This is a genomic window from Nitritalea halalkaliphila LW7 (assembly GCF_000265075.1).
GTDB lineage: Bacteria > Bacteroidota > Bacteroidia > Cytophagales > Cyclobacteriaceae > Nitritalea > Nitritalea halalkaliphila.
In genome coordinates this window covers 1-23,497 of the sequence record NZ_AJYA01000040.1, presented here as the reverse complement: position 1 = coordinate 23,497, position 23,497 = coordinate 1, and the positions used below count along the sequence as shown (strand labels likewise).

29 protein-coding genes are annotated in these 23,497 nt (G+C 45.5%); 15 read left to right on the top strand and 14 right to left on the bottom strand.

Annotated features, from left to right (window positions below):
• Positions 1–526 (top strand): IS66 family transposase (locus A3SI_RS12650; protein WP_009056461.1); only part of this gene is annotated, 526 nt, incomplete at its 5' end.
• A gap of 414 nt (positions 527–940) precedes the next feature.
• On the opposite strand, the gene A3SI_RS12640 is transcribed toward A3SI_RS12650, so the two are convergent.
• Both A3SI_RS12640 and A3SI_RS12635 read right to left on the bottom strand, forming a co-directional pair.
• Positions 941–1,174, bottom strand: a complete 234-nt coding sequence (locus A3SI_RS12640; RefSeq protein ID WP_009056459.1) for a hypothetical protein — start codon at positions 1,172–1,174, stop codon at positions 941–943.
• A 9-nt stretch (positions 1,175–1,183) separates the two neighbouring features.
• Positions 1,184–1,573: a hypothetical protein gene (locus A3SI_RS12635; protein ID WP_009056458.1), complete on the bottom strand. Its 390-nt coding sequence runs from the start codon at positions 1,571–1,573 to the stop codon at positions 1,184–1,186.
• A gap of 86 nt (positions 1,574–1,659) precedes the next feature.
• On the opposite strand from A3SI_RS12635, the gene A3SI_RS12630 reads away from it, so the two are divergent.
• From A3SI_RS12630 to A3SI_RS12615, 6 genes are all read left to right on the top strand, one after another.
• Positions 1,660–2,004 (top strand): hypothetical protein, encoded by a 345-nt coding sequence (locus A3SI_RS12630; protein ID WP_009056457.1) that lies wholly within the window; start codon positions 1,660–1,662, stop codon positions 2,002–2,004.
• Positions 2,005–2,016: 12 nt separating this feature from the next.
• Entirely contained in the window at positions 2,017–2,634 is a 618-nt protein-coding gene (locus A3SI_RS17645) for a reverse transcriptase domain-containing protein (RefSeq protein ID WP_050977525.1), read from the top strand.
• A gap of 195 nt (positions 2,635–2,829) precedes the next feature.
• On the top strand, positions 2,830–3,114 hold the full coding sequence (locus A3SI_RS17640; RefSeq protein ID WP_050977524.1) for a hypothetical protein: 285 nt from the start codon (positions 2,830–2,832) through the stop codon (positions 3,112–3,114).
• 128 nt (positions 3,115–3,242) lie between these two features.
• Entirely contained in the window at positions 3,243–3,452 is a 210-nt protein-coding gene (locus tag A3SI_RS19000) for a hypothetical protein (RefSeq protein ID WP_009056455.1), read from the top strand.
• Entirely contained in the window at positions 3,449–3,934 is a 486-nt protein-coding gene (locus A3SI_RS12620) for a hypothetical protein (protein ID WP_009056453.1), read from the top strand. Before A3SI_RS19000 ends, A3SI_RS12620 begins: the two co-directional genes overlap by 4 nt.
• A 14-nt stretch (positions 3,935–3,948) precedes the next feature.
• Positions 3,949–4,374: a bromodomain-containing protein gene (locus tag A3SI_RS12615; protein ID WP_162098458.1), complete on the top strand. Its 426-nt coding sequence runs from the start codon at positions 3,949–3,951 to the stop codon at positions 4,372–4,374.
• Here A3SI_RS12615 and A3SI_RS12610 read toward each other — a convergent pair.
• Genes A3SI_RS12610 through A3SI_RS12595 form a run of 4 tightly spaced genes read right to left on the bottom strand, consistent with a single transcriptional unit; the run spans position 4,361 to position 7,735 of the window.
• Positions 4,361–5,797, bottom strand: coding sequence for a DEAD/DEAH box helicase (locus A3SI_RS12610; protein ID WP_050977523.1), 1,437 nt, complete (start codon positions 5,795–5,797; stop codon positions 4,361–4,363). The two genes, A3SI_RS12615 and A3SI_RS12610, sit on opposite strands and share 14 nt — an antisense overlap.
• The gene (locus A3SI_RS12605; protein WP_040670897.1) at positions 5,704–6,780 is read right to left on the bottom strand and encodes a ribonuclease H-like domain-containing protein; all 1,077 of its coding nucleotides are present in this window, start codon (positions 6,778–6,780) and stop codon (positions 5,704–5,706) included. Before A3SI_RS12605 ends, A3SI_RS12610 begins: the two co-directional genes overlap by 94 nt.
• On the bottom strand, positions 6,771–7,394 hold the full coding sequence (locus A3SI_RS12600) for a hypothetical protein (protein WP_040670896.1): 624 nt from the start codon (positions 7,392–7,394) through the stop codon (positions 6,771–6,773). The genes A3SI_RS12605 and A3SI_RS12600 overlap by 10 nt, the downstream gene beginning before the upstream one ends.
• Positions 7,394–7,735, bottom strand: coding sequence for a hypothetical protein (locus tag A3SI_RS12595; RefSeq protein WP_040670895.1), 342 nt, complete (start codon positions 7,733–7,735; stop codon positions 7,394–7,396). Before A3SI_RS12595 ends, A3SI_RS12600 begins: the two co-directional genes overlap by 1 nt.
• 805 nt (positions 7,736–8,540) lie before the next feature.
• Here A3SI_RS12595 and A3SI_RS12590 point away from each other — a divergent pair.
• The 8 genes from A3SI_RS12590 to A3SI_RS12555 all read left to right on the top strand — a co-directional run bounded on the left by A3SI_RS12590 (position 8,541) and on the right by A3SI_RS12555 (position 15,700).
• The gene (locus tag A3SI_RS12590; RefSeq protein WP_202946866.1) at positions 8,541–9,374 is read left to right on the top strand and encodes a helix-turn-helix transcriptional regulator; all 834 of its coding nucleotides are present in this window, start codon (positions 8,541–8,543) and stop codon (positions 9,372–9,374) included.
• A gap of 670 nt (positions 9,375–10,044) precedes the next feature.
• Positions 10,045–11,244, top strand: a complete 1,200-nt coding sequence (locus A3SI_RS12585) for a reverse transcriptase family protein (protein ID WP_009056447.1) — start codon at positions 10,045–10,047, stop codon at positions 11,242–11,244.
• A complete protein-coding gene (locus A3SI_RS12580; RefSeq protein WP_009056445.1) occupies positions 11,241–11,675 on the top strand; it encodes a hypothetical protein in 435 nt (144 codons plus the stop codon). The genes A3SI_RS12585 and A3SI_RS12580 overlap by 4 nt, the downstream gene beginning before the upstream one ends.
• 25 nt (positions 11,676–11,700) lie before the next feature.
• Positions 11,701–12,036, top strand: coding sequence for a hypothetical protein (locus tag A3SI_RS12575; protein WP_009056444.1), 336 nt, complete (start codon positions 11,701–11,703; stop codon positions 12,034–12,036).
• A gap of 30 nt (positions 12,037–12,066) precedes the next feature.
• On the top strand, positions 12,067–13,200 hold the full coding sequence (locus tag A3SI_RS12570) for an ATP-dependent DNA helicase (protein WP_156810298.1): 1,134 nt from the start codon (positions 12,067–12,069) through the stop codon (positions 13,198–13,200).
• Entirely contained in the window at positions 13,127–14,164 is a 1,038-nt protein-coding gene (locus A3SI_RS12565; RefSeq protein ID WP_162098457.1) for an ATP-binding domain-containing protein, read from the top strand. The genes A3SI_RS12570 and A3SI_RS12565 overlap by 74 nt, the downstream gene beginning before the upstream one ends.
• Positions 14,165–14,237: 73 nt before the next feature.
• The gene (locus A3SI_RS12560; RefSeq protein ID WP_009056442.1) at positions 14,238–15,518 is read left to right on the top strand and encodes a DUF7017 domain-containing protein; all 1,281 of its coding nucleotides are present in this window, start codon (positions 14,238–14,240) and stop codon (positions 15,516–15,518) included.
• A complete protein-coding gene (locus A3SI_RS12555) occupies positions 15,515–15,700 on the top strand; it encodes a hypothetical protein (RefSeq protein ID WP_009056440.1) in 186 nt (61 codons plus the stop codon). Before A3SI_RS12560 ends, A3SI_RS12555 begins: the two co-directional genes overlap by 4 nt.
• Positions 15,701–16,121: 421 nt before the next feature.
• Here A3SI_RS12555 and A3SI_RS12550 read toward each other — a convergent pair whose 3' ends face one another.
• The 8 genes from A3SI_RS12550 to A3SI_RS20955 form a co-directional block, all read right to left on the bottom strand.
• Positions 16,122–16,493 carry a nuclear transport factor 2 family protein gene (locus A3SI_RS12550; RefSeq protein WP_009056433.1) on the bottom strand — a complete coding sequence of 124 codons (372 nt, stop codon included), beginning with the start codon at positions 16,491–16,493 and terminating at the stop codon, positions 16,122–16,124.
• A 271-nt stretch (positions 16,494–16,764) separates the two neighbouring features.
• Positions 16,765–17,316 (bottom strand): hypothetical protein, encoded by a 552-nt coding sequence (locus A3SI_RS12545; protein WP_009056432.1) that lies wholly within the window; start codon positions 17,314–17,316, stop codon positions 16,765–16,767.
• A gap of 9 nt (positions 17,317–17,325) precedes the next feature.
• Positions 17,326–19,332 (bottom strand): dynamin family protein, encoded by a 2,007-nt coding sequence (locus A3SI_RS12540; RefSeq protein WP_238531749.1) that lies wholly within the window; start codon positions 19,330–19,332, stop codon positions 17,326–17,328.
• Between the two features lie 18 nt (positions 19,333–19,350).
• Positions 19,351–20,970 (bottom strand): dynamin family protein, encoded by a 1,620-nt coding sequence (locus A3SI_RS12535; protein ID WP_009056430.1) that lies wholly within the window; start codon positions 20,968–20,970, stop codon positions 19,351–19,353.
• Between the two features lie 176 nt (positions 20,971–21,146).
• Positions 21,147–21,473 (bottom strand): hypothetical protein, encoded by a 327-nt coding sequence (locus A3SI_RS12530; RefSeq protein WP_009056428.1) that lies wholly within the window; start codon positions 21,471–21,473, stop codon positions 21,147–21,149.
• A gap of 52 nt (positions 21,474–21,525) precedes the next feature.
• On the bottom strand, positions 21,526–22,818 hold the full coding sequence (locus A3SI_RS12525) for a dynamin family protein (RefSeq protein WP_009056426.1): 1,293 nt from the start codon (positions 22,816–22,818) through the stop codon (positions 21,526–21,528).
• Entirely contained in the window at positions 22,818–22,970 is a 153-nt protein-coding gene (locus tag A3SI_RS18995) for a GTP-binding protein HSR1-related protein (RefSeq protein WP_009056424.1), read from the bottom strand. The genes A3SI_RS12525 and A3SI_RS18995 overlap by 1 nt, the downstream gene beginning before the upstream one ends.
• 336 nt (positions 22,971–23,306) lie before the next feature.
• Positions 23,307–23,497, bottom strand: a 191-nt coding sequence (locus A3SI_RS20955; protein WP_009056422.1) for a hypothetical protein, incomplete at its 5' end; no start/stop codon positions are given.

The window sequence follows — 23,497 nt, the reverse complement described above, 5'->3', positions numbered from 1 at the left end:
AGAAAAGTACGATCAAGAGGCTGCGCAGTATGTCGTAGGGCAGATGCGTGTGCTCTATGCTTTAGAAAGTAGTATGAGGGAAGCCGGTCTAAGCTCCGAAGCACGCGCCAAGCTGAGACAAGAGCAGGCGATTCCGATACTGGAAACTTTGGGCAACTGGTTAAATAAAAATCTGTACGCCTATCCCCCGAAAAGTCCGATGGGTGAGGCCGTCGCGTATGCCCACTCTCGCTGGGCAGGTTTAAGCTTCTATACGCTGCATGGCGACATGGAAATCGATAATAATTTAGTCGAAAATGCTGTCAGGCCGCTTGCCGTTGGACGCAAGAACTACCTGTTTGCTGGCTCTCATGATGCTGCACATATGACTGCTGCCATGTACTCCTTTATGGCAAGCTGTAAGCGAAATGGTCTGGATGAAAGAGAGTGGCTAAGTGATATTTTTGATCGCATACAGGGAATCAAGCATAAGGACCTCTTCAAGCTACTGCCTTCTAACTGGGCCAAGTACAGAGGCCAATTATAAATCCAATACGTAGTTCGTCGAACGGATACTATAAAATTGACATCTACCTTGTGGATCTAAAAGACAGCTTCCGCCCCATTCTCGCCGATTACCTCGGACAGCCCCCTAATTCTACAAGCTTGTAAAACCGCAGCAGCAGGCCTTTTATCCCCTATCTTTGTCATGTAAGAACGGGGAAGAAAGCCCCCGAAAGAAGCAAAGAGGGAAGGGAAAAGCGCAGGCTTAGCAGTTTACGGGGTGCAGTCGCCCGCAGCCCATGGGCCATGTTACGCTGCCGCGGTATGCTGTCAGGCATACACGCGGCCCAGTTCCGGACGGAACGCCGCTTAAAACGAAAGCTCCGCTTGCGCTTTAGCGTATAGATGTGCATGCATAGCAAGTAAGCAGCGCCCCCTTCCCCCCTCTTTGCGCTTTCTAAAGCGCAGCCCTACACCATAACCCCACGCCTACATGACACACAGCCAGTCCGCCCTCTCCCCGAACCAGTTCAAGCGCCTGTTCCGGTTCTTTTTGCTCCGGCAGGAGCCCTGGATCCTCTCCCAAAGCTCCACCATCGCCGAACGCATGAAGGGGGACGTCCTGCGCTACCGGGATAGCCGCCTCCACCACTACCCGATCCGCGCCCTCGAAAAGGCCCACTTCCCCCATGCAGAGCGCCTACGGGAGGATTTTCAGGGCATCGCCGAAGCCATCCAGCGCCACTACCGTCCCCAGACCTACTGGATCTGCACCATCGGCTCCTTCCAAACCAACGACCTGCACTATGCCGCGGCCTTTGCCCTGCGGAATGCCCTGCCCGAGGAACACATGCCCTGCCACGTGTACCTGCTCCAAAACCTCCAAGATATGGTCAGCCAAAAGACCCTTTTCCTGGTGGCTCACCACCTGAACAGCAGCAACTTCCTGCTCCGAAAAGTGGCCTACCTGAAGCGGCGCTGGAAAACCAATGGCCTCCCCGAGCGGCCCATGCGCCTCATCCTGGCCTTTGCGCGAGCAGAACAGCGCCCCTTTCTGGACAGCCTCGGCATGCCCTATGAGGTGCTCCACTGGCTCGAACCGCAGCAGCTCGTCCTCCCCTATTTCTGGCAGCGCGCTACCCGAACTGTATCCGATACACCTAAGCCCCCTACACCATGCAGACCGCCAGCACCGATAGCATCCTACTCCGCCGGCTGTGGGAAGAGCAGGAACTATCCCTCTATCAGCTGCACCTCCGCTACCGCCTCAGCCCCCTGCTGCTGGCCATCTCCGTCCGTCACTGGCAGGAAAACGGCATCTTGGAGCTGGCCGAGGACTGGGTGCGGCTCACGCCAAAGGGGGAGAAGTGGATCTTTGCGCAGCGTAAGGCGCTCTTCTTCTCCTCCCGCAGTGAGCAGGACTGGAAGCGCATCCCCCCCCGCATGATGCGGAGGCGCTGCTCCATCTGGAAGCCCTACTTCTATACCCCGCACGAAGACGAATACGCAGAATTCCTATAACCCAAGCAACTCATGCCCAGCCCCATGCAGAGCAGCACCCTCCAGTACTACGCCTACTGGAAGCAGTACTATGTCTTTCTTAAAGAAAACGAACCAAAGGTTTTGACGCAGCTGTACATCGAAAAACTTTTTCGGAACCAGGTACCCGTGATCTGGAACCTGCAGCACCTTTCCGAACTTTTAGGCGTCAAAATCTCCACCCTGGGGCACATGATCAGCAAGCCGCATGCCTTTTACAGGCATTTTGAGATCCCCAAGCGCCAGGGAGGGAGCCGGCAGATTTCCGCCCCGCAGCCCGTACTACTGGAAGCGCAGCGCTGGATCAAGTTGCACATCCTGCAGGAGCTTCCGCTGCACCCCGCCGCGAAGGGTTTCCGACGCCAGCAAAGCATCTGTTCGAATGCTGCTCCCCATCTGGGCCGCCCCTACCTGCTGAAAATGGATCTGAAAAACTTTTTCCCCTCCATTTCCATGCATCGGGTCATCAGCGTCTTTCGGCATCTGGGCTACAGCGAAAAGGTCGCCTACGCACTGGCCGCTCTCTGTTGCAGCCGGCAGGCCCTCCCGCAGGGTGCCGCCAGCAGTCCCGACCTGAGTAACCACATCGCGCGGCGCTGGATGCCCGGCTGAGTGGCTTGGCCCGGCGCTTTGACCTGGTGTACACCCGCTATGCCGATGACCTGACCTTCTCCGCTGTCGCACCCATTCCGCGCTACATCCGCCGCTATGTGGAAGAAATCGTCTCGGAAGAGGGCTTTGCCGTGAACGGCAAAAAAACCAAATGGCTCCGCCCCGGGCAGCCGTCAGTGCATCACGGGAATTTCTGTGGCCAGCGGCACCTTAAAGGTCCCCAAGGCGCGGAAGCGTGCCCTCCGACAGGCCATCCACTATGTGGGCAAATATGGGCTCCTCGGGCACCTGCAGCACAGGGGGCAGCGGGATGTCTTGTACCTGGAGCGCCTGCGGGGATACCTGCATTTTTGGCAACATGTAGAGCCTCAGCATCCCTATCTGGAAAAGGGCTTGGGCACCTTACGGGCAGAGGCGGCACGGCTGACCGAAAAGTGGGATACCGCCACTGCAGGGACGCCCTTTCCCTCTTCCTACTAACAAAAGCTGACAAGTACTGACGAAAATCAGCCTAACACCTTAGCTTTATGTGAAAATAATTCGTTAATTCCGTATATTCGGACAGTCTTACGCACTGTAAACAAATTATTCACTGTACTCCATTTCTTATGCAACTCATTTTACATGCCGACGAGGCTTCGAAAGCCATCGCTGAACGTATCGTGCAGACCCTACGTGAAGATTTAAGTGTGCATCTAACCTGTACCTTTCGGATCGTGTGCTTCCCACACAGCCTTTTTGGTTCTGGGAAGACCTGTTCCATGCGGGGAGAATCTGCCTCGATGGCCACGCAAACATCCGTGACACGGGTGCTGTGATCAACTTGGTACATGCTCCAAATGAGGCGAACTGGTTCGCGGCCTATAACCTGCGTGACCCGCAGGTGGCCTTCTGCAGCACACTGTTGGGAGATGATTTTAAGCGGAGAAAGTCAGGCAGAGGAAAAAATTTTTACGCCATTTACAGTCATGTCTTGATTATCTACACGGCTATGCTGTTTCGATCGAGAAATTCGCGTACCGATTACACCTTTTACCATGAGCAGGGAGTGTCTGCCTGTGTTTTCGACTTCAACCGGAATAAGGAAGAGGTGCTGACGAAGTTGCGTTCGGGCATGATCTGCGAGAGCTGCATGAAAAGCATGGCAGCTCCCGAGAACCTGCAGCTGCACGGAATCTCAGCAGATGTAGCCTATTTTTTCCTTGAAGGCCTGCAGCGCGCCTTGAACCGCGTGCGCAACATTTTTTCCAATCATCAGCTGCACCTATTTTTTCCTCCCCCGAGGTTCACTTGTACGTAGATCCTTCCGAAAAATTGGAGTTTTATATCCATGTGAAAGGAGAATGGCATAAGCTAAAGCTACCAAAAGGGCGTGTAGACACCCTTTACTACACCCTGCTGACCAGACCACTGGAGCGTAAGGAAGTTTCCGATGAGGACTTAGAGCAGTTAGCCGTCACATACTGCCGGTACAAGTTTAAGACCGAAGGATTACAGAAGGAGGTAGCGCTATTACGGCAGGGGTATGCAAGGGAATTTGACGCTTGGATTAGCAAGATAAATACAATTGTCAAAAACTTTAAAGCCGAGCTCTTTCTTCAGGACCCCGATCTACTGCAGGTCGTTCAAGGAGATGATGGCAAGTACCGCGTCTGCCTCGGGGAGGAAGGCTTCACTAGAATGGATTTACCTCGAAATCCCGGTGATCGTGTGATGCCGGCGGAGCTTAAACGCGTTTAAAGGAGCCCTCTTCCACTACCTCTAAAAACCTGCAAAACGGATTCACTAACTTCAGCTGCGCCGGGCTCTTACACCTCGGCTCGAAAGCAGCTGGAGAACCCACCAAGATGAATAGGATCTTAGCGCGGGATAGGGCCAAATGAAAGCGGTTCGCGTTGTAGAGGAACTCCATGCCACCCGGCGCATCTTCAGGGGAAGAACTGGTCATGGAATAAATCACCACGGCCGCTTCTTCATCCGGAATATCATCCACAGTGCCGACGAAGAACCTCTGCAGCGCCTGCTTCAGTAAACGGGCCTGCTCCGAATAAGGCGCGATAATCTGGATATCCCGAAAACCTATCCCGCTTACCTTGCCGGAAGAATCGCTTTGTCTTACCCCGAATCCCATTAACTCCTGCACGATCACCCTAATCGTGTCCACTTCCTCCTCAGAGACATTGGTATTGCCCTGGTGCCTAACCGGCACAAAACGAATGCCCGAGCCCTGCCATCGACTCCTCCCCGTGAGCTGCCGAGGCTCTAAACCTGGATCTGCTTGCAGCTGCCTCGCATAAAACTGCTCGGAATCAAAAGCCCAAATATCCGGATGCATGCGGTAGGTGCTCGCTAAAAAAATTCCCCGAGCCGCCTGTATCGTCTGCCTTCCCTGCTGCACATGGGCTAATGCCGACACCTCCGTGCCAGCAGGGTGCACCTCCCGCGACGGCTGCGCGTGCTGAGGATCGCCTATCAGGACCACATTTTTGGCCGACAGGCCATAGGTCAAAACATCGACCAGGGAGAGCTGCCCTGCATCATCGATAAACAAATAGTCCAGCTGCTGATCTGCCTCCAGGTTCGCAAACAAAAGGGGAAACCCAGCGATTAGCTGAGAGGTATGCAGATGCTCGGTGAGTTGTTTCAACTGATGAAATGTTTCCCACTTCTGACTACTTGTCGCATCTTTTACTTTTTGAGAAACCCGAAAGGAGAGCCCTTCCTGCTTTCGGAGATCCCAAATTTGCTCAAGCAGATTCATAAGTACATCATAGGACCTAGCGGTGATGCCCACCTTTTTCCCTTGCTTGATGAGGTCCACGATCATGCGGCTCGCCATATAGCTTTTCCCCGACCCGGGAGCCCCCTGAATAAGGAGATAGCTGTTGTGCAGTTTCCTCGCCCACTCTTTTGCCAGGGCTAAAGTATCCTGCTGTGGCCGCAGCGCCTCCGTAATTTGGGGCTCGGCCCCTAACAGCAAAGAACGTACGGCTCGATAGCGGCTATCGGGATGTTCCAAACCATGCTGTACGACCCACTCGGCTAAGCGTATAAGGGCCTCCTCCTTGGTCAGCTGCTGTGCTTCCTCCTTATAGAAAATAAGCGCGTAGGATGTTCCTCCTGAATCGAATCCGGCCGCTTTCCCATCTGAAGGATACCCCAAAGTATGGCGATTCTCCAAACGGTACCAGGGAATTTTTCCCCTAAAGTTAAAATATTCATACCTAGACTGCGATCGAACTCCTGCTTAGCGATGCGGTAGCTGTGCATAAGGGTATTACTATCTTCAAACCAATGACCGATGTGCTGCACAAACGCGAGGGCGGCTCTTTCGTCTAATAGTTGCTCATCCGAAAGCGCTTTCAAGCGCAAAACATCCCACCACTTAGACATCTTTTCCCTGCGGTACCAGTCCAGCATGTGGGCGAGCAAGTACCTCCCCTGCTGCTCTGGTGTGCGCTCGCTCGGAACAGCCGGCACCCCCTGCATCAGCTGCTCGAAAATCGGTTGAATCCGCTCCAGAAATTCGGCTCTTTCCTGGCTGGCCTTTAGGGGATGTGCTTCCGGTCTAGGTATAGCGATTCCCTGTTCGATAGCCTTTAATCGAAGCTTTTCCAGCCATGTGTGGAGCGCTGCTAAGGTCCTGCAGTCATCTTCGTGGTACCACTTGATCGCCGCCAGCATGTCAGGATCCGCCTCCCCCGCCTTGCCCGTTTCGAGTAAAAATGCATAGCTGGATGTAAGTTTGGCCACCTCTCGGAACCCAATTTCCCTTTCGTAACCAAAGAATTTTTCCAGCTCCTTTAGCGTATAGTTTTCTACACTAGCCTGAAGCGCCTGTCGGACCACTACATCTAGGTCCACAAAGGTCCCTGCGCGCAGAAGTCCGTCTAATTCCTCCCGCCTGCTGCTATATTTGCTGGCCAAACGCTTTAGAGCCCTCGTCGCATGAGGCGTATAGTGATAGATGTGCATCCCTGGATGGGCAACCTTGATCTCCACTACACGGTCGATCCACTCCTCGAACAACTGCTTCTCTTCCGGCTCATTTCGTGCCCATTCTCCCTGATAGCACCCCTGATAATAGCCGCCGAAAAGGTATTCCAAGCCATCCGGCTCCACTAAAGGATTCCCCCTCAGCTCCAAGTAAACGTCATGGGCATGTGCTCAGGCAGTTTACGGAAGCCCTGATCTGGCTGCACCTTGAGTAACGCATAGAGCAGTCTGTTGCCTGATTGACGACTCCGCCACTGTACCTTCGCCTGATCCCGCAGTTTCTCATAGAGCTGCATAGTCCCTGTGGCGATCCTAAAATTAGCTGTAAAGTGAACGTACGCCAACTGCTTAAGGGTCTCCACGCCATTGGCCTTTAACTCTTTCATCTCCATCTTCCTCATACCCGCCACTAAGGAAAGGTGGTCGTCCCTCCTTCGCTGCTCATTGCAGACCTCCCACCAGGTGCAGACATCACAGTGCGGAACCGGCTCCGGTAGGTAGCTGGCGCGGCACTTTGGACAGCGTCCAAAAAAACGTTTTTTCACGTATCGGACGTAGGACATGTAGGCATCCACACGATAGGAAATAGCATGCTCTGCGGTTTTCACCCAAATTAATTCCGGCAAGAGTCCCTGCAGCCCCACCAGTGCATCTGCGTACATGCAGAGGTGGATGAGGGTAGCTGCTCTGTTTCCCATGGCCCACTGGGTAGCCAGCACCTCATAGGAAAAGCTCCCCAGTGCCGATGGCTTATCCACTTTCATCAAAAAATCGGGCCTACCCTGCCACTCCCCCGCCTTGCCGAGTTGCCCTGGTAGATCAGGTCCACCCCCTCGCGCATGGCGGCAAGGGTTTTCTCCGCAGCCAGCGGGTCATCCTGCGAAATGCTCCGGACTTTTTTCCCCTCCTCCTCTGACTTCTGGAGGAGCTGCCGCTCAAAATCCAGCACCCGCTCCTGCAGGGCCTGTCCAAACGTATCGGTATGGGCTGGCTTTTTCCTAAGGCTCTCTACGGCCTCTTTCTCGAGCGTCGTCAAATGCTTACATGCAATAAAGTGCGTAAGATCAGCGGGGGAGTAAATAAGCTGTCCAGAAATTTTTCTCATGCTTGGCAGTTTTTGGTTTTACAAGTTGATGCAGCCCCGTTCCTGTACAGATAGGCCACGACCAACGTAAGACAGATTACCTTATCGGTACCCAATACTACTAAAATTTAGCACACGCACAGAGAAACTACAAGCTTGTAAAAAAGCAACTGCCCGCTACCCTTCTCTCTTCATCCCGACTCTATCTATCCTCGGCCTGGCTCTATCTATCCTCAGCCCGACTCTATCTATCCTCAGCCCGACCCTTTGGCCCCCTGGGCCAAACCTGCGCGGTCTCCCCCCTCTACTACCACCCCCACTCCAATAGGCAATCCACCAATCCCGCCATCGACTTACACTCGCTTTCGTTTGCTTTCGAATCCTTTCGTTTTCATAATCGAATACTTTCGAATCCTTTCGTTTTCTTTCCTTTTTCCAAAATTCATGATCGTTTGGCTTCGTTTGCTTTCCTTTTCACTTTCGTTTGCTTTCGTTTCCTTTCTTTTTCGAAATCAGGGAAAACGGATATCCCGGATGTGGCTTTGGGGGTAAATTGGTGAGTGAGGAGGGTTCCCGTTTGTGTGGGGCTGAATAAATTCCATTTACTCCCTTTAATTCATTAAATTCGCTTACAACTAAAGAAACCGCCATGGCGACGAACAAACACGCAACCATAAGATATCACGCCTTAGATAAGTGCTTCGCAAACTTCGGGAGAAAATTTTTTATCGAGGACTTGGTTGAAGCGAGTAACGCAGCAATTTATGAGTTTACCGGAACTGAAAATGGCGTTAAAAAGAGGCAAGTTTTTGATGATATTAAGTTTATGGAAAGTGATCAGGGCTGGTCCATACCCTTGGAAAGGGTAAAGGAAGGGAAAAGAGTGTATTACCGTTATGCGGATAGGGCTTTCACGATCAAAGACCAGGGAATTAACCAGGCCGAGGCAGAGCAACTAAAGGAGACGCTCACGATTTTATCACGCTTTAAAGGAATGCCACAGTTTGAGTGGATTGAAGAGATGCACATCAGACTAACGAAAGTCTTTCACTTAAAGGAGGACGTCGGGTCTATTGTGGGCTTTGAGCAAAACCCTTTTTTAAAGGGGTTAGACCATTTCACGGAAATTTTTAATGCTATTCAGCATGGAGTGGCACTAGACATTGTCTATCAGGGATTTAGACAAAACACACCAACACAAGTAACCCTACATCCTTGGTACCTCAAGCAGTTCAACAATCGTTGGTTTTTATTTGGGCATAATGAAACTTACAACGCTATTTCGAATTTTGCGCTTGATCGCATCCTTCAGTTTACAAGCGCCAAGGTCAGCTATCGGGAAAATAAGCAGTTAGACTTCGACGCCTATTTTGAGGATGTCATCGGGGTGACCGTTAGACCCGATGTGGAGGTAGAGACCATCCAAATCCGTGTAGATAATGCCTTATGGCCCTACATAGAAAGTAAGCCGCTGCATGGATCACAGAAAGTCAAGCATAAATCCGACACAGAGACACGAATTGAAATAGCCGTGCAGGTGAATCACGAACTATTAGCCCTACTGTTTTCTTACTTGGACGGGCTGGAAGTTATAAGTCCACCGTCACTAAGGTCGAAGTTTAAGGCACTTGCAGAGTCGATAACCAGCAAATACCTCTAATCTTTGCATATAGACTGCATATGTAAGAAATACCTTTGATAGGCTTTAATAGAGCGGACTATTTTTCACATACTTTTCATGCCTAAAAATACCGGACCTTAATTTTCAAAAACTATAAAATTTTCCATTAACTTACTAAAGTTTTAGAAGCACATCAGTTTAACTATGAGTGGTTGGATATCGCTGAACCTAAACCGCCACGAACGGGTAAACAGGAAATAATCCCCTACAGCGCTGATAAAGCGTATCAGGGGCTTGTTCTACGAATATAAAACATAAACCATAGGGAAAAACCATGGCATTGAACTAACTTTATTCTTATATTTACTACGCAGATAGACTGCACAGTTAGCTGCGACTTTTGCTCCAGTTCTTTGAAATACCTGCCATAAGATATTGATTCGCGGGTGCTGGCCCTGCTCTGGCAGGGCAATGATCGGCATCTATTCCCAATCGCGTATTGGGATGCATGTGTGGAGAGCATTCTCAATTTAAATGAAACAGTATATATGTATACTATTCATTTAAAATGCGCCATTAACATTCTAATTTACCCCGCTACTGGGGAAATAGACCTTTGACAGTGTCGATACACAGGTATCGGGGTCATCGGTCCTACATACAAATAGAGTATCCGGCAGGTATTTCAAAGCTTTTTCTTGAAGCGAATATGAAGCCAGAACCACATCAAAATCAGCAGATTCGCGAGGCCTTTGCCGCCCTGCGGACAAAAAAAGACCTCGCAGAGCTCCTTAACCTAGCGAACCAGTTCCTCTATGGTGAGGAGGCTGCGCCGCTATATCTAAAAACCCTTACCTACTACGCAGATCCGCGAAAGGCTAAAGATCGCTATCAAACCTTTACCATTCAAAAGAAATCAGGGGCTGAACGCCTTATCCATGCGCCTGTTAAAGGCCTTAAAACGATACTGCGCGCGCTCAACTTTATCCTCCAGTGTATCCATAGCCCCCATCAGGCCGCAACAGGCTTCGTGACCGATAAATCCATCGTCGATAATGCCCGACAGCATATCGGAAGCCCCTATGTGTACAACTTAGACCTGAAGGATTTTTTCCATTCTTTCGATCGAAATCGCGTCAAGCTGGGTCTCATGTACGCCCCCTTCCACCTAAACGGCCCGCGAGAGCCCCTTGCCTTCTTGCTGGCCAGTCTCTGCACGCATCCCCTCGACTGCGATGGAGAAGTGCGTACTGTACTCCCCCAGGGTAGCCCTACATCGCCTACCCTCACGAATATCCTATGCCAGAAACTGGACCATAGGCTAAACGGGCTGGCTAAGCGTTTTGGGCTGGTCTACACCCGCTATGCCGATGACATTACCTTCTCTTCGGGCTACGACTGCTTCCGAAACCCCGAATTTCAGAGCGAGCTTCGCCGCATCATTGAAGAAGACCAGCAGCTGCGCATCCATCCCGATAAAACGCGCCTCCAGCGCCTCGGCTATCGACAGGAAGCGACTGGCCTCATCGTGAACGAAAAAGTGAACGTACGCCGGCGCTATGTGAAGCAGCTACGCATGTGGATATACTTTTGGGAACGGTATGGCTACGCCAAAGCACAACAAATTTTCCTTCGGGATTACCTCCGCGATAAAGGCCATTTAAAAGACGTTAGCACCAGCTCCCTGCAGCAGGTTTGCAGCGGCAAGCTGGAGTTTCTGAAAATGGTCAAAGGCCCTGAAGACAGTACCTATCAGCAGCTGGCTTCGCGCTTTCATGCCCTCACTACAAAAGAAAAAGCCAGCGCCTCTGGGGCCACAAACCTGGAGCGCGTGGTGGACACGATACTTGGTCAAGGCCTGGAGCAGGGCCTCCGGCTTTATGACAGTTTTAAAACCAATAAACGATGACAGATAAGGCCAAATTAGAAAAACTCATCCTGCTCATCGGGGATTTACTTCAGGAAAAGGAAAATGCCTGGATGGTGGATGCCCTACTGCAGACCATCGAAAACACCGCGCCTTTAGATAAAATCGCGGGTAATGATGTCATCCAGCACATCCACGAATACTGCGTAGAACAAAAAATCGATGCCCAGGCACGTGCCTTTTATGCAAAGTTCCCCATCACTCAAATCCGCGAACAGCTCATCGAAGATTATAAAAAAATGGAACATGAGCGGCGGCGTGATGACTTCAACAACTTTTGCCTCTGCATGTATCAGCAAATCGAAAACATCGTATCGCTCTTCTTCCATGAACTGATCGAGCCAAACTGGGAAAACCTAAAGGAACGACCTGCTATACAAGTCTCAGTACAACATTCAAAGCAAAACCTATGAATTTCCACTAATCACAGACACGAGCGTGCAGGAACTTGTCTTCGAGTCCACCCTCGGCACGAGAAATGAGGGCTGGTTCGCGAACCGGAAATTTCGCGCCGTACTACTGTTTTATTATTTTGATGGTGCGCTGCTGCGCAATGCGTACACCTTTTCTACCATCTGCCGTATTTTCGATGAGATCTACCAGATCCGGAACCTGAACCATCGGGGAGGTAAAATCAACAAGGTACAGCAGTCCATCATCGAACGCATTCGCGGAAATGAAGCGAAATACTACTTTAAATTCTACGGGTTTCTACAGGATTTCGTGGGCACTATCGAAGAAACACTTCAGAAAAACCTGCGGCTGTCCCAGTAAGCCACTTGTAAGACATTTAACGTGAAGGCCATGCACTTACTGAACCACTACACCGACCTTACCTTAACCCAAGACCAGGAGCAAGCCGTACGACAGCTCGAAGACTTTCTCTCCCAGAACAACTGCCCCGTTTTCCTGCTAAAAGGCTATGCTGGAAGCGGGAAAACCACTTTGCTCAGCGGGCTAATTTCCTATCTGAAAGAGCAAAAGAAGACCTTTCAGCTTATGGCACCCACAGGAAGAGCTGCTAAAGTAATTCAACAGAAAACGGGACACGAGGCGAACACCATCCACCGGACTATCTACAGCTTCCAAAACCTAAAGGAAGTTCCACAGAAAACCAGCGAAGATGCGCCTTCTTTTCATTACGTCTATGAGCTTAGTACGTATTCCGTAGATCCCGATCACCTATTCATCATCGATGAGGCTTCTCTAGTAAGTGACGCCTACAGCGAAAACGAATTTTTTCGATTTGGTAGCGGATACCTCCTGCGTGACCTGATCAGCTACTCCCAGGTGCAAAACCCCGAAAGTCGTATCAAAATCCTTTTTGTAGGTGACCCCGCCCAGCTTCCGCCAGTGGGCATGAACAGTTCCCCAGCCCTGGATGCTACGTATTTAGCAAAACACTTTCAGCTGACTTCCCAAGAGGTGGAGCTGAAAGAAGTCAAGCGCCAGAGTAGTGCAGCCGGCATTTTGGCCATGGCCACCGCCCTACGTAGGTCCATCACCTCTGAAACCTTTAATGATTTTCAGCTCCCTTTGCGCCAGCAAGACCTGATACAACTACCCGTCAGCCGCTTCATGGAGTATTATGCTCCCCTTCCTGAGCCCAAGATGCTGATTTGCTACCAAAATAAGACTGCTCAGAAACTGAACCGTGCCATCCGCAAGTACCGCTATCCTGGACAGGCACAAATGCAAGTGGGTGATCGGGTCATTATCGCCAAAAACAACCCTCAGCTGCAACTCTTTAATGGAGAGTTCGCAGAAATACGTGCGATCGGGAGCAGATCGGAAAGTAGAGAGGTGCCCATAAAAAATGGAGAAAAGGTTCGGCTTACTTGGAGGCACGTGGAACTCTACAGGGATGATGACACGGGGGGCCCGCACCTGCAGCGCTTTTTTCTTAGAGAATTTCCTCTATGCCGAGGAAGGCCTTAGCCCAGAGGAGCAAAAAGCCCTTTACATCGACTTTAAAATCCGGTATAATAATCAAAAAAATGCCCCCTCCCTCGACGAGGCCCTCTTAAAAGACCCTTATTTTAACTGCCTGCTTTTGAAATTTGGCTACGCTGTCACCTGCCATAAAGCACAAGGAGGCGAATGGCCCCATGCCTTTGTGTTTTGGGACATAGGCGTTAAACCAGGCTTCGACTTCTATAACGACAGGCAGGATGCGAGTGGAAAGAAAAACCGCACTTTCTTCCGCTGGGCCTATACGGCCATCACCAGAGCTTCTAAAACCCTGTACTGCATAAATCCGCCGCACTTCTCCAGCTTGCATAGCATGCAGTTTATCGGTGCTCCTGCCAAACAGCCCGCAGAGCAGCATGTGGAAAAACAGGAGGTGCAGCTGTCCTACGAGGAAGTGGCTCCTATGCTGGCGCAATTTCAGCTCAGGGAAGCCCCACGCAGTATCCAGGAGCATGCCGTGCAGAGGTGGTACACGCTGGAAAAGGCCAATATAAGAATGCAGGCATGGGAGCGCGTGGGTTATGAAATCCGCTATTACTTTTACCGTGGAAGTGAAACGGCTGCCCTAAAATACTGGGTAAATGGGAAAGACACCTTTAAGGACAGTTTCCAAAAAATACCAAAAGGCACGAATTCAGAGGCTCTATATCTGGATATCCTAAAGCTTCTGGCGGAAGCTTTGCCGATAGGCATCCAGACGGAAAAGGAACGCTCCCGTGCATTCCAGTTCGAGCCCGCACTCAGTGAAGAAAAGCCCTTTCTAAAAGTGCTCTTCGACTGGCTAAGAACAAGCTTCCAAGATGGAGAGGTAATCACACACGTGGAGCATCTGCAGTACTGTGAACGCTACACAATAGAAAAAAACGGGAAACAGTGCCAGCTGGACTTTAGCTATGACAAGGCGGGTTTTTCGGCCAGGTTCGTCCCTTAGAAAAAAAATGCCAGCAGTCCTCAGATCAGCGAGGCGGTTCGCCTACTTATCCACCAGTTAAACGAGTCCACTTATGCGCCACCAAGAGATTAAAGCACTTCGCCAAGCAGGTCGGCTTTCGGAAGCGCTTACCCTGGCCCAAGAAACGCTAGCCAATGACCCCAGTTCGATCTGGAGTAAACGTGCCATCGCTTGGGTGTATTTCGAATTCTTAAAAAAGCAGATTGAATCCCGAGCCCATGAGGAGGTGCTCCAGACCCTCCGTCAGTTGGACGAGCTGCAGCTACCTAAAGAGGATACGATACTTTTCGACTCCTGTGCATGGAAAATCGGATCCTACGTAATGCAGCTACAAAATAGTGTGCCCGTAGACTACGGCAAATTGAGCGCTATCTGGAAGGGTGTTTATAACTTTCCTTTCAGTAAGCCCTCCGCCGCCTACACCTTTCTCTACCGGAGTTTCCATAAGGGGCGCGAAAACTGGGTGGACTTCTTGGACTTTGCTGACTGGTGGGACCTGCGCCACTTCCTGCCCGAAGACTTCTTACCGAGCACGTATCAGGGAAGAACCATTATGGCTCTCGCAGAGCAAGCCTACATCGCCTATGCGAAAAAACTTTTAGCAGGAGAGGCAGCTCATAAATTACAATTGATTAAACAGGTCAACACAGTCCGTGTCAATTCCTTTTTACCCAAGCTGGATGCCCTAATAGAGGAGCATCCTGAGTACGTATATCCTCCCTACTTTAAGGCCCGCCTGCTGCTTACGGTGGGTAGTGGAGAGGAGGGTCTGGCCGCCTTCTTACCTTTTGCGAAGCAAAAGAGACGGGATTTTTGGGTCTGGGATCTCTTAGCGGCCTTGTATCCTGGGGATCAGGACAAGCAGCTCGCGTGTTACTGTCAGGCCTTGAGTCTTCCGACCCAAGACGAATTTTTGATAAAGGTTCGTGAAAATCTGACGCGTATTCTCGTGGCGCGTGGCCTCTATAACGAGGCAAAAACAGAGATTTCGAAGATGCTGGCGACGCGTGAACGTGCAGCATGGAAAAGCTCTACGCTGCTGACGAAATGGATGGCGGAACCCTGGTATGAAAAGGCTACAGGGTCTTCCTCGAACGCTACATTCTACCGCCAATACGCTGAGCAGGCAGAGGAGCTTTTGTTTCAGGACATGCCCGAAGAGCTGGTGGTAGTGGAGTTCGTGAATGCGAATAAGCAGATACTAAATTTCGTTGGCGATCAGGAAAATTTCGGTTTCTTCCGCTATGCGGGGCTGGTGAAAAAACCAAAAATCGGCGATGTGCTGCGGGTGCGCTTTGCTGAGAAGACAGAAGGAGGATTCCATAAGCCTTGACGGCCAAAAAGGACGGCGATGCAACGGCTGTACCTGCTTTAAAATCTTTTTCTGGGACTTTACGCATGGCCATCTCAGGAGCCTTTGGTTTTGTAGGAGATGTGTATGTAGAACCAAAATGGATCCAGGACCTTGGCCTAGAGAACGAGGCACAACTTAGTGCCAAGCCCTATTATCTCTAAATAAAAAGAAGAAAACATGGGGGTGGAAGGCGATCAGCATCGATGAACGGTAAGCAACATCCTTTCGGAATTCTGTTAACATGCCTTCGAACACCTACGTTTTCATGTTCGAACGCTTTCGTTTCCTTTCGTTTTCTTTCCTTTTTCCGAAATTCATGATCATTTGGCTTCGTTTGCTTTCCTTTTCACTTTCGTTTGCTTTCGTTTCCTTTCTTTTTCGAAATCAGGGAAAACGGATATCCCGGATGTAGCTTGGGGCTGTATCAAGGTAGTAAGTAGACCATTGAGACAATTCACTCAAGGGCAAGTGAAGCAAACTCAAAAAAAAGGGGCAGCATGGCTACCCAAATTTTCTCCAAAACGATTTCTTGCACGGAGTTACTTAAAAAAGAAATGTCCCCGTATAGAGCAAGCGAAGCAGCTAACTCTCGTCTTTGAGGTAAGTAATTTTATTGTCCTTCAGGACAAAGGTAGAAACACCCCGTAGCCGAAGTGTTTCTCCCGCTTGGGGACCATCTGGAATAGAGCGTGCCAAAGTAGCCATGTAGGCCACTTCTATACGAACACTGTCACCTGTGAATTCCCAGGCTTCCACCACTTGTTCTCGCTCAGAAAAAAAGTCTTTAACTTGTTCCGCCTGCGCTCGAAAGGCATCCACGCCTTCCAAGCGCATCGTAACCACTCCTCCCTGACTGTTTTCAAAAACAACATCAGGATCCATGTTACGTAACATTCCGTCTACATCAAAGGCATTGTAAGCATGTACAAACTGCTCGACGATTTCTTTTTGCATATCTTGTAGGCCATTAAGGGTAAAACCAAAATAAAAAGGAAGTTAAGCGTTCTCATGATGAGTAGCAAGATAGAGCATTATAAATATAAGGAGAATACCGACTAAAAAAACAATACTGTAGAAAACCTTGAGAAATAAAAACGAAGGACCTGTTCCATAAGCGAATGCTCGCCCAACAGAGAAAGATTAGGATAAAAATCAAAAACGAAAGCCCTAGACCCTACTTCTAGGCCAAGGCTTTCCACTAACATTTTGGATTATAGAAGAAGGATTACCCTTTAACAAGTCTATTACGCTCAGCTTCTAATCTTTCTAAATGACGTTTATAAACTTCTGGGTGCGTTTTACTTATACCAAACTCCTCCTCTGCTTCTTTTAATGCTTGAAATTTACCATCAATAATTTTAAGACGGCCATACATTTCGAATACTTGGGAGTCATCTAGTACTAATTGACTTCGATAACTAAATAAATCCTTCACGTATTTGGTAGATTGATTCCAACTATCAAAAGGAATTTTTAGATCAGAAAATGTAGCGTACACATCGGCTTTAACAGTGTAGTTCTTATCCCATTCTTTAATCCTAAAATCCAAGGCAATGGAACTAGATTTGTACTTCTCCTTATTTTCATTATTAATATTATCAAAATGATTGTCTATAATACTTTTAATCGCAGGAGAAAGAGCCTCTGTGCTATCCTGAAGATCATTTCGCCTTCTCCTAGTAACAAGATAAATACCAAAACCAACAATAGTTAACCCAATAACTACAGAAGAAAATATCTCTAAATTACTCATATTAATATTATTTTTATCGTCCATAAACTTGATCTAAATATTTGCTAACATCTTCTCAATTTCGGCTTGAACTTCTTTCATTTTATCGGTTTCTTCTTTCAGTTTTTTAATGGAAAGATTAATCGACTCATGAATGAACACTCGATCTTTTCGATCCTCTTCATACTTAGCCAACTTTTCATTTATGTAATGAAAATGCCTACTAGTCTGCTCAAACATTCTATCACGTACAATTTCCACATCTGATAAAATAGTTTGTTTTATAACACCTTTTAACTGATTACCTAAAGCTTCGTAAAAACTATCTACCGTACGAAATAATTTTGAATTAAATTTCTCCTTATCTGTAAAATCAAAAACAAATTTATAAACCTTTAAATCTTCATGTTTCTTCAAGGCATCGGAGGTTAAACCATCAAGAGATAATTTCTTCTTTAACTGGTCACCAGAAAAAGAATGACTGATTAAATGATATTTACGCATAGGATAGTTAGACAAACTTATCTTAGACAGGGACTCTACAATATAATCTTGATACTCTTTAACTTTATCTAAGTGATCTGATTCTTTGATTTTATTATTAATTTTAGGAACTATAATAGCCTCTAACTGATCCCTAATTTTATGCACAAGACTATTCCTCCGCTCATATAAGGAATTAATATTCAAAATTTTAACTTCAAGATCCTTACGGGATTGCTGCAACACACCATTAACCATAGAATCAATTTCGTTTCTTATTTCATTGGACAGAAAAACAAAACGATTAGATGCTCGGTCTCTGAGATCCTCAAATTCTAAAACTTTATGATTGACTTCATTCTGCTCATTTATAAGTTGCTCTACACCTTTAGAAATCATCTTTTCTTCATTTTCCAGGCCAGAAAGTTGATTAGTCAAAGCATCCAATTTAGTTCGCAACACATCATTTATGAGCTCTTTTCCCTTATCTATCAAAGCATCACCTGAATCTTCCATAAGATGCTTTTTCAATTCTTCAATAAATGGGGGTATAAACCCTTGATTATCCAAGAATTCGGGAGCATCAGCTTCCAATCGATCTAAGTGAAAAGCCAAGTCTTCATCCAATTCAACCCCATTTTTTAGATTTTGATCAATTAAAGCGGCTAATGTAGAAATAGGAAAAACATTTTTACTAGCAGACAAGAAATTTCGATCCTTCAAATCTGGATTATTTCTCAAATTCTCCTGAACGAAATCTACAGCTCCTTGATAATCGTTACTTGTATCCGCTTTAGTAACTAAAAATAAAATCTTTTTTGAACTGATAGCAGCCAGATGCATATCAATAAAATCGAAATCCGCCTTGGAAAGTGATTGACCTGTGTAGAATAAATAAATAACCGCACTGGACTTTTGAATCCAATCTGTCGTTACTTTAGATCTTAGCTCATTCCTATCGTTAATTCCAGGTGTATCAACAAAAGTAACGCCCTTAAGCAATTCATTATTGATTTGAATTTCAACAGTTTCTACAAAAGGTGTATAGTTACCATTTTTAGTAACATACTGTGTTAAATCTTCTAAAGAAACATTTCTGTCCACTTTACCATTTTTCGTAATAACCTGATCTTGATAAATACCTTGCCTACTAGCTCTATCAACATCTTCTTTCAAAAATGTTTCGTAATAATTTAATTTTTCACCCGCTTCGTTTAAAAACTCCTGTTTTTTTATTTTTTCCCAACTCTCTTGACTATAATACTTTACGACTGCAGAATTCTTTTCACCGTAACATATACTACACAATTTAGCAGTCCAAGGCGTGTCATCAGCTGGGAGAATTGGCCTTCCATTAAATAACAAAAAGTTTATAAATGAGGATTTACCTGCATTAATTTGACCACATACAGAAATAGTAAATTTACCATCTTGTATGGATTTCTTGATTTCATTAATATTTTCCTCATTATACCTTTTGTCAAGAAATTCACAAGGCACAAAACCATCATCTTTTAATCTATCCAAAAGACTAAACAATTTAGTCTTTTTCATGATATAGTCATCGAGTAACTCCATATTCATAAATTAAAATAATTAATACAATAATCCTCTAATCTCATTAAGTAAATCAATCTTATTTAAATTGACATTTCGACGAGAATAATAGCTATCCCTTAAATCATCAAAAAGACAATCGTAAATATTATAGCATAATATCTCACCAGGAAACATCATTCCAATATTTTTTAACATACCATCATAATTATATTTATCAGCAGTTTCACTAAAAGCAGTTTGCATACTAATATCACTATAACTGTTAACAAACTGACTACATATTATTTTTATTGAGCGATTAATTTTACGTACCGTAGAATTTACACCATCTTCATCAACCAACTTGAAATCCTCAATAGAAAAACTAAAGTAAAGAAGATCATTTGTTTGAATAAACCTAGAAATATTACGAATCAAAAAAATCAATTTATCTTTGATAAAATCGCTTATTGAAAGCCTTAATTTATTCCGCTCATTTTCATCGAGAAGAAGAAAGTTATTCTTCATATCTAATTTTGAAGTGTCTTTAGATATAAACCAAGTATATTTACTCAATCTATTTTTTGAAAAATCAAAAATATGATCATTCACCTCATCAAGAAATACTTTTAAATATTTCCTCAACGATCCAGGTGCCTCCTCCCATTCAGACTCTATTAGCTTTTGAAATTCTTTTAAGTTCGTTAGTTCCTCATCTATAAATTGAACTAACTTATTCACAAAAAACTTCAAATCTTTATTAATCCGCAAAATATCATTAAGCATTTTATGAAATAAGAAATCGTCTTTTTGGATTTTTAATTCATCAAGTTTCTCAAGTAGGCTCACTTGAAAATCTAAGTATTCCTTTTGTCTATTATTGATAAGTTGAAACTCCCTATAAAGTAAGCCATTAACAGCCACAGCTAATTTTCTTCTATCTTGCTTGATTTCAAATACCTGATCTTTATCGAGACTTGAACTAACCTTTTGGAAAATATCCTCGAAAACAGTATGCAATTCATTTTCCTTTTGGTTAATTTCACAAACTTGCTTGGAGGAAAAAACTAAACAGCCTTCAAAAGGAAATAATTTATACAACTCTTGTAGCAACTTTTCTCTTACTGATGGCGGCTTGAGATCAATCTTATTAATTACTCCATAAATCTTTTCCCCAGTACCAAACTCGTTAATTAAGTCTATTTCCGTCTTGTCTCCTACTTTATTCGCGTCAAAAAGCCAAAGTAGAACATCCAAATTGCTCAAATAGCTCTTAGTCAACTCATCATCCTCTTTTGAAATAGAACTAAAACCTGGCGTATCTATTAAGTTAATATGATGCAGGTAATCATTAGGATACTTTATGAGATAGTACTTTATATTATCTCGAAAACTGGTCACGCCTTTATCCTCATGAACACTAAGCCTCTGATAGGTCTCTAAATCAATTACTTCTGTTGATTCATCAGAAAAAACTTTAAATATTTCTAGTTCATCTCCGTAAACCAGCTTAGTGATTTTGGCTGTAGCAGGCTGAATTTTGACTCCTAATAATTCATCCCCCAATAGTGCATTAATAAAAGAAGACTTCCCAGTACTAAAGCCTCCAACTACACCTACTTGAAGCGGGATATTCCCCTCAGCTATGTCATCTAAATGATAATGAATATACTCCAATGATTCTATCGACCTCTCAGTAAATTCACTCAGAGCAGTATGAAAAGTATTTAGTCGCTCTTCATAACTTTTAACTCTAGCTTCAATAGGATCTTTTTAAATATTCTTTAACTGCATATAACCTAGAGCGCAATCTATTTATCTCTACTTTAATTTTTTCTGACCTGGAATTCATATCACCTTAATCTATCTATATCTACTCGTATCTCTCTAGCATAAACATCAATGTTTTTAATTTTATTTTCACGTTCACTCCTTAATTTATTTAACACTTCTTTATTAGAATTTAAAGGTAAAAGGAATTTTTCTTTTACCACCTGATTAATCACGTTCTCAATTTGAAGCAAGACAGCATCAACGGTTTTACCTGCGACTCCCCTCAATTGTTTTTTCAAGTGATCCGTCTTTTGGCTCCCTGCGATCCAATTGAAAGCCATTTCTATCAAGTTTAATTTATCCATAAGTATTGTAACAACACCTAATCCTTTCTTCCATCCCTTCATATTTTTCAAATGACTTACCGCTGTAGCAATTTCCTGCTGCTGCTTTTCAGTTTCAGGTATTATCGCTTTGCTTTTCAGTTTCAGGTTTATCGCTTTGCTTTTCAGTTTCAGGTTTATCGCTTTGCTGTTTATTCTTTGAGTCTGCAGCAGTCCTATCGCCACTTTGTAAAAAATAACTAATACCAAACTCAAGTAAATTCCAAGAACCCTTCGCAGGAAATAGTGCAGCCAATAGTCCCGATTGAACAATCTTGCTTGTTTGTTGACCATTTTTGAAAAAACCACCCACCTCATGCATGATCATGGTGAGCGCCTCCTGCGAAGAAGAATTGATATTTATACCATCCAAGCTAAACTCATCAAATAACTTGACTCTCTGCTCGATACTTTGAACCAAATTATCTGTAAAACTTTGAAGCTCGGCTTCCACTAAATCGTCTCGCTTACTTTTAAATAACTCTATTAATTTGACAGCGGTGAAATTCACTTCAGAATAGGCTGCCTGTTCCAATTCCAATCTAAGCTGATCTTTTTTACTGAGCAGACTTGCTCTACCTCTTTCGATATTTTCAATCTCATTCTTCAAAGCATCCCTTCTCTCAAAAAACTCCTCATCGGTGTCTGACAAAGCGTCAATCTTCTGATTTAATGCAGATATAGCTAATAAAGAGAGTTGATCAACTGCTCTATTAATTTTCTCTTCCTTTATTTCCGCCTTTAATTTGGGGATTTCAGAAGTGATAATCTTTTTTATTTCATGCACTCCAGACTTTTGGAGTAAGGCCTCATCTTTAGTATCATTTCCTTTTATTGCCCATAGAGAGGAAACTGGCAATACTTTGGGATTGGAGACGTAAGAAGAAATGGCAGATTTGAATTCTACTTCAAGCTTCTTAATCTCATTTTCAGATTTTGTGTCGATGAAATTCAATACGAAATAAATCTTGTTTCGAATATAATCTGGATACTGATTAAGAAATTCGAACAAGCTTTTAGATACGGAACCGAGATTTATGTTGATTACAAGAAATGCAACATCCACAAGTGGCATGTAGCCATAGGTAATTTCCGAATGCGTATCTTCAATGGAAGAAACGCCTGGAGTATCGATCAATAAAAGATCATCGTCCAGTAATTCTGAATCGGGGACGGATATCCTAATCTTTGAATTAGACTCCGTTTTCTGAACTTCGCTAGCCAGATCAGCAGGAGATATTTCTCTGATCGTCTCAGCCCCATTTTCATTTGTCTTTATTACTTCAAATTTATACTCTTCACCTTTTTTGATTTCAGTTATCATAGCCGTGGTAGGCTTGTCAAATGAAGGTAAAAATTTCTTCCCCATTAGGCATTCACTAAACTAGATTTACCAGAGCTAAATTCTCCAAGAAATGCCACTTTTATATCTAATCTATCTTCCGTCAGCAACTGAAGTTCTTCTTGAATACTTGTGAGACCATATTTCTCAACAACTTCTTGTAATATTACTTTTTTCATTTCCTCATATATCCTTTAAAACGTGTATAAATTTTCGTCTTACCAAAAAAAGTGAAAACTCTGACCTTCCCCAACAGCTATCGTATGAGCTGCTAAGTAAAATAGCCATGGAGCTATAAAAAGTGCTCGAAGCCGCTCCGCCGCAATAGACCGCAAGCCTTACTCCCACGTTCCCACCCCCATAAAACAACAAAAATTCCCCCACACCCTAAGAATGGATATACAGCCGTACCCTCTCCGCACATAAGTGCAGCGTTTTAGCGCATAACCGCACTGTCGCGAAATCAAAATGCTGCCGCTCCACCAACCCCAAACCCTCGAAATCCACCCTCACCCTCAACCATCACCACATAATATTCCCCCGCCACACAAAAAACCCCAAAAAAATAACCCTAAAAAAACACGCCTCCACCCTAACCCAAGCCTTTCCACACGTTTCAATCCAAAAAAAAATACCCAAAACCTTTTAAAAAAAAGACCATAAAGCCAAACCAAGAACAAAGAGGCAATCGCAAGCATTAACCATT

What these genes read in the sequence shown, in the direction of transcription:
- A3SI_RS17645 (WP_050977525.1), top strand. Translation starts at nt 2,017, where the DNA reads ATGCCCAGCCCCATGCAGAGCAGCACCCTCCAGTACTACGCCTACTGG.
- A3SI_RS12550 (WP_009056433.1), bottom strand. Translation starts at nt 16,493, where the DNA reads ATGCAAAAAGAAATCGTCGAGCAGTTTGTACATGCTTACAATGCCTTT.
- A3SI_RS12560 (WP_009056442.1), top strand. Translation starts at nt 14,238, where the DNA reads ATGCGCCACCAAGAGATTAAAGCACTTCGCCAAGCAGGTCGGCTTTCG.
- A3SI_RS12600 (WP_040670896.1), bottom strand. Translation starts at nt 7,394, where the DNA reads ATGAAAGTGGATAAGCCATCGGCACTGGGGAGCTTTTCCTATGAGGTG.
- A3SI_RS19000 (WP_009056455.1), top strand. Translation starts at nt 3,243, where the DNA reads ATGCAACTCATTTTACATGCCGACGAGGCTTCGAAAGCCATCGCTGAA.
- A3SI_RS12640 (WP_009056459.1), bottom strand. Translation starts at nt 1,174, where the DNA reads ATGGGGGAAGTGGGCCTTTTCGAGGGCGCGGATCGGGTAGTGGTGGAG.
- A3SI_RS12570 (WP_156810298.1), top strand. Translation starts at nt 12,067, where the DNA reads ATGCACTTACTGAACCACTACACCGACCTTACCTTAACCCAAGACCAG.
- A3SI_RS12585 (WP_009056447.1), top strand. Translation starts at nt 10,045, where the DNA reads ATGAAGCCAGAACCACATCAAAATCAGCAGATTCGCGAGGCCTTTGCC.
- A3SI_RS12565 (WP_162098457.1), top strand. Translation starts at nt 13,127, where the DNA reads ATGATGACACGGGGGGCCCGCACCTGCAGCGCTTTTTTCTTAGAGAAT.
- A3SI_RS12590 (WP_202946866.1), top strand. Translation starts at nt 8,541, where the DNA reads ATGGAAAGTGATCAGGGCTGGTCCATACCCTTGGAAAGGGTAAAGGAA.
- A3SI_RS18995 (WP_009056424.1), bottom strand. Translation starts at nt 22,970, where the DNA reads ATGAAAAAAGTAATATTACAAGAAGTTGTTGAGAAATATGGTCTCACA.
- A3SI_RS12525 (WP_009056426.1), bottom strand. Translation starts at nt 22,818, where the DNA reads ATGGGGAAGAAATTTTTACCTTCATTTGACAAGCCTACCACGGCTATG.
- A3SI_RS12540 (WP_238531749.1), bottom strand. Translation starts at nt 19,332, where the DNA reads ATGGAGTTACTCGATGACTATATCATGAAAAAGACTAAATTGTTTAGT.
- A3SI_RS12545 (WP_009056432.1), bottom strand. Translation starts at nt 17,316, where the DNA reads ATGGACGATAAAAATAATATTAATATGAGTAATTTAGAGATATTTTCT.
- A3SI_RS12595 (WP_040670895.1), bottom strand. Translation starts at nt 7,735, where the DNA reads ATGAGAAAAATTTCTGGACAGCTTATTTACTCCCCCGCTGATCTTACG.
- A3SI_RS12630 (WP_009056457.1), top strand. Translation starts at nt 1,660, where the DNA reads ATGCAGACCGCCAGCACCGATAGCATCCTACTCCGCCGGCTGTGGGAA.
- A3SI_RS12580 (WP_009056445.1), top strand. Translation starts at nt 11,241, where the DNA reads ATGACAGATAAGGCCAAATTAGAAAAACTCATCCTGCTCATCGGGGAT.
- A3SI_RS12530 (WP_009056428.1), bottom strand. Translation starts at nt 21,473, where the DNA reads ATGAAGGGATGGAAGAAAGGATTAGGTGTTGTTACAATACTTATGGAT.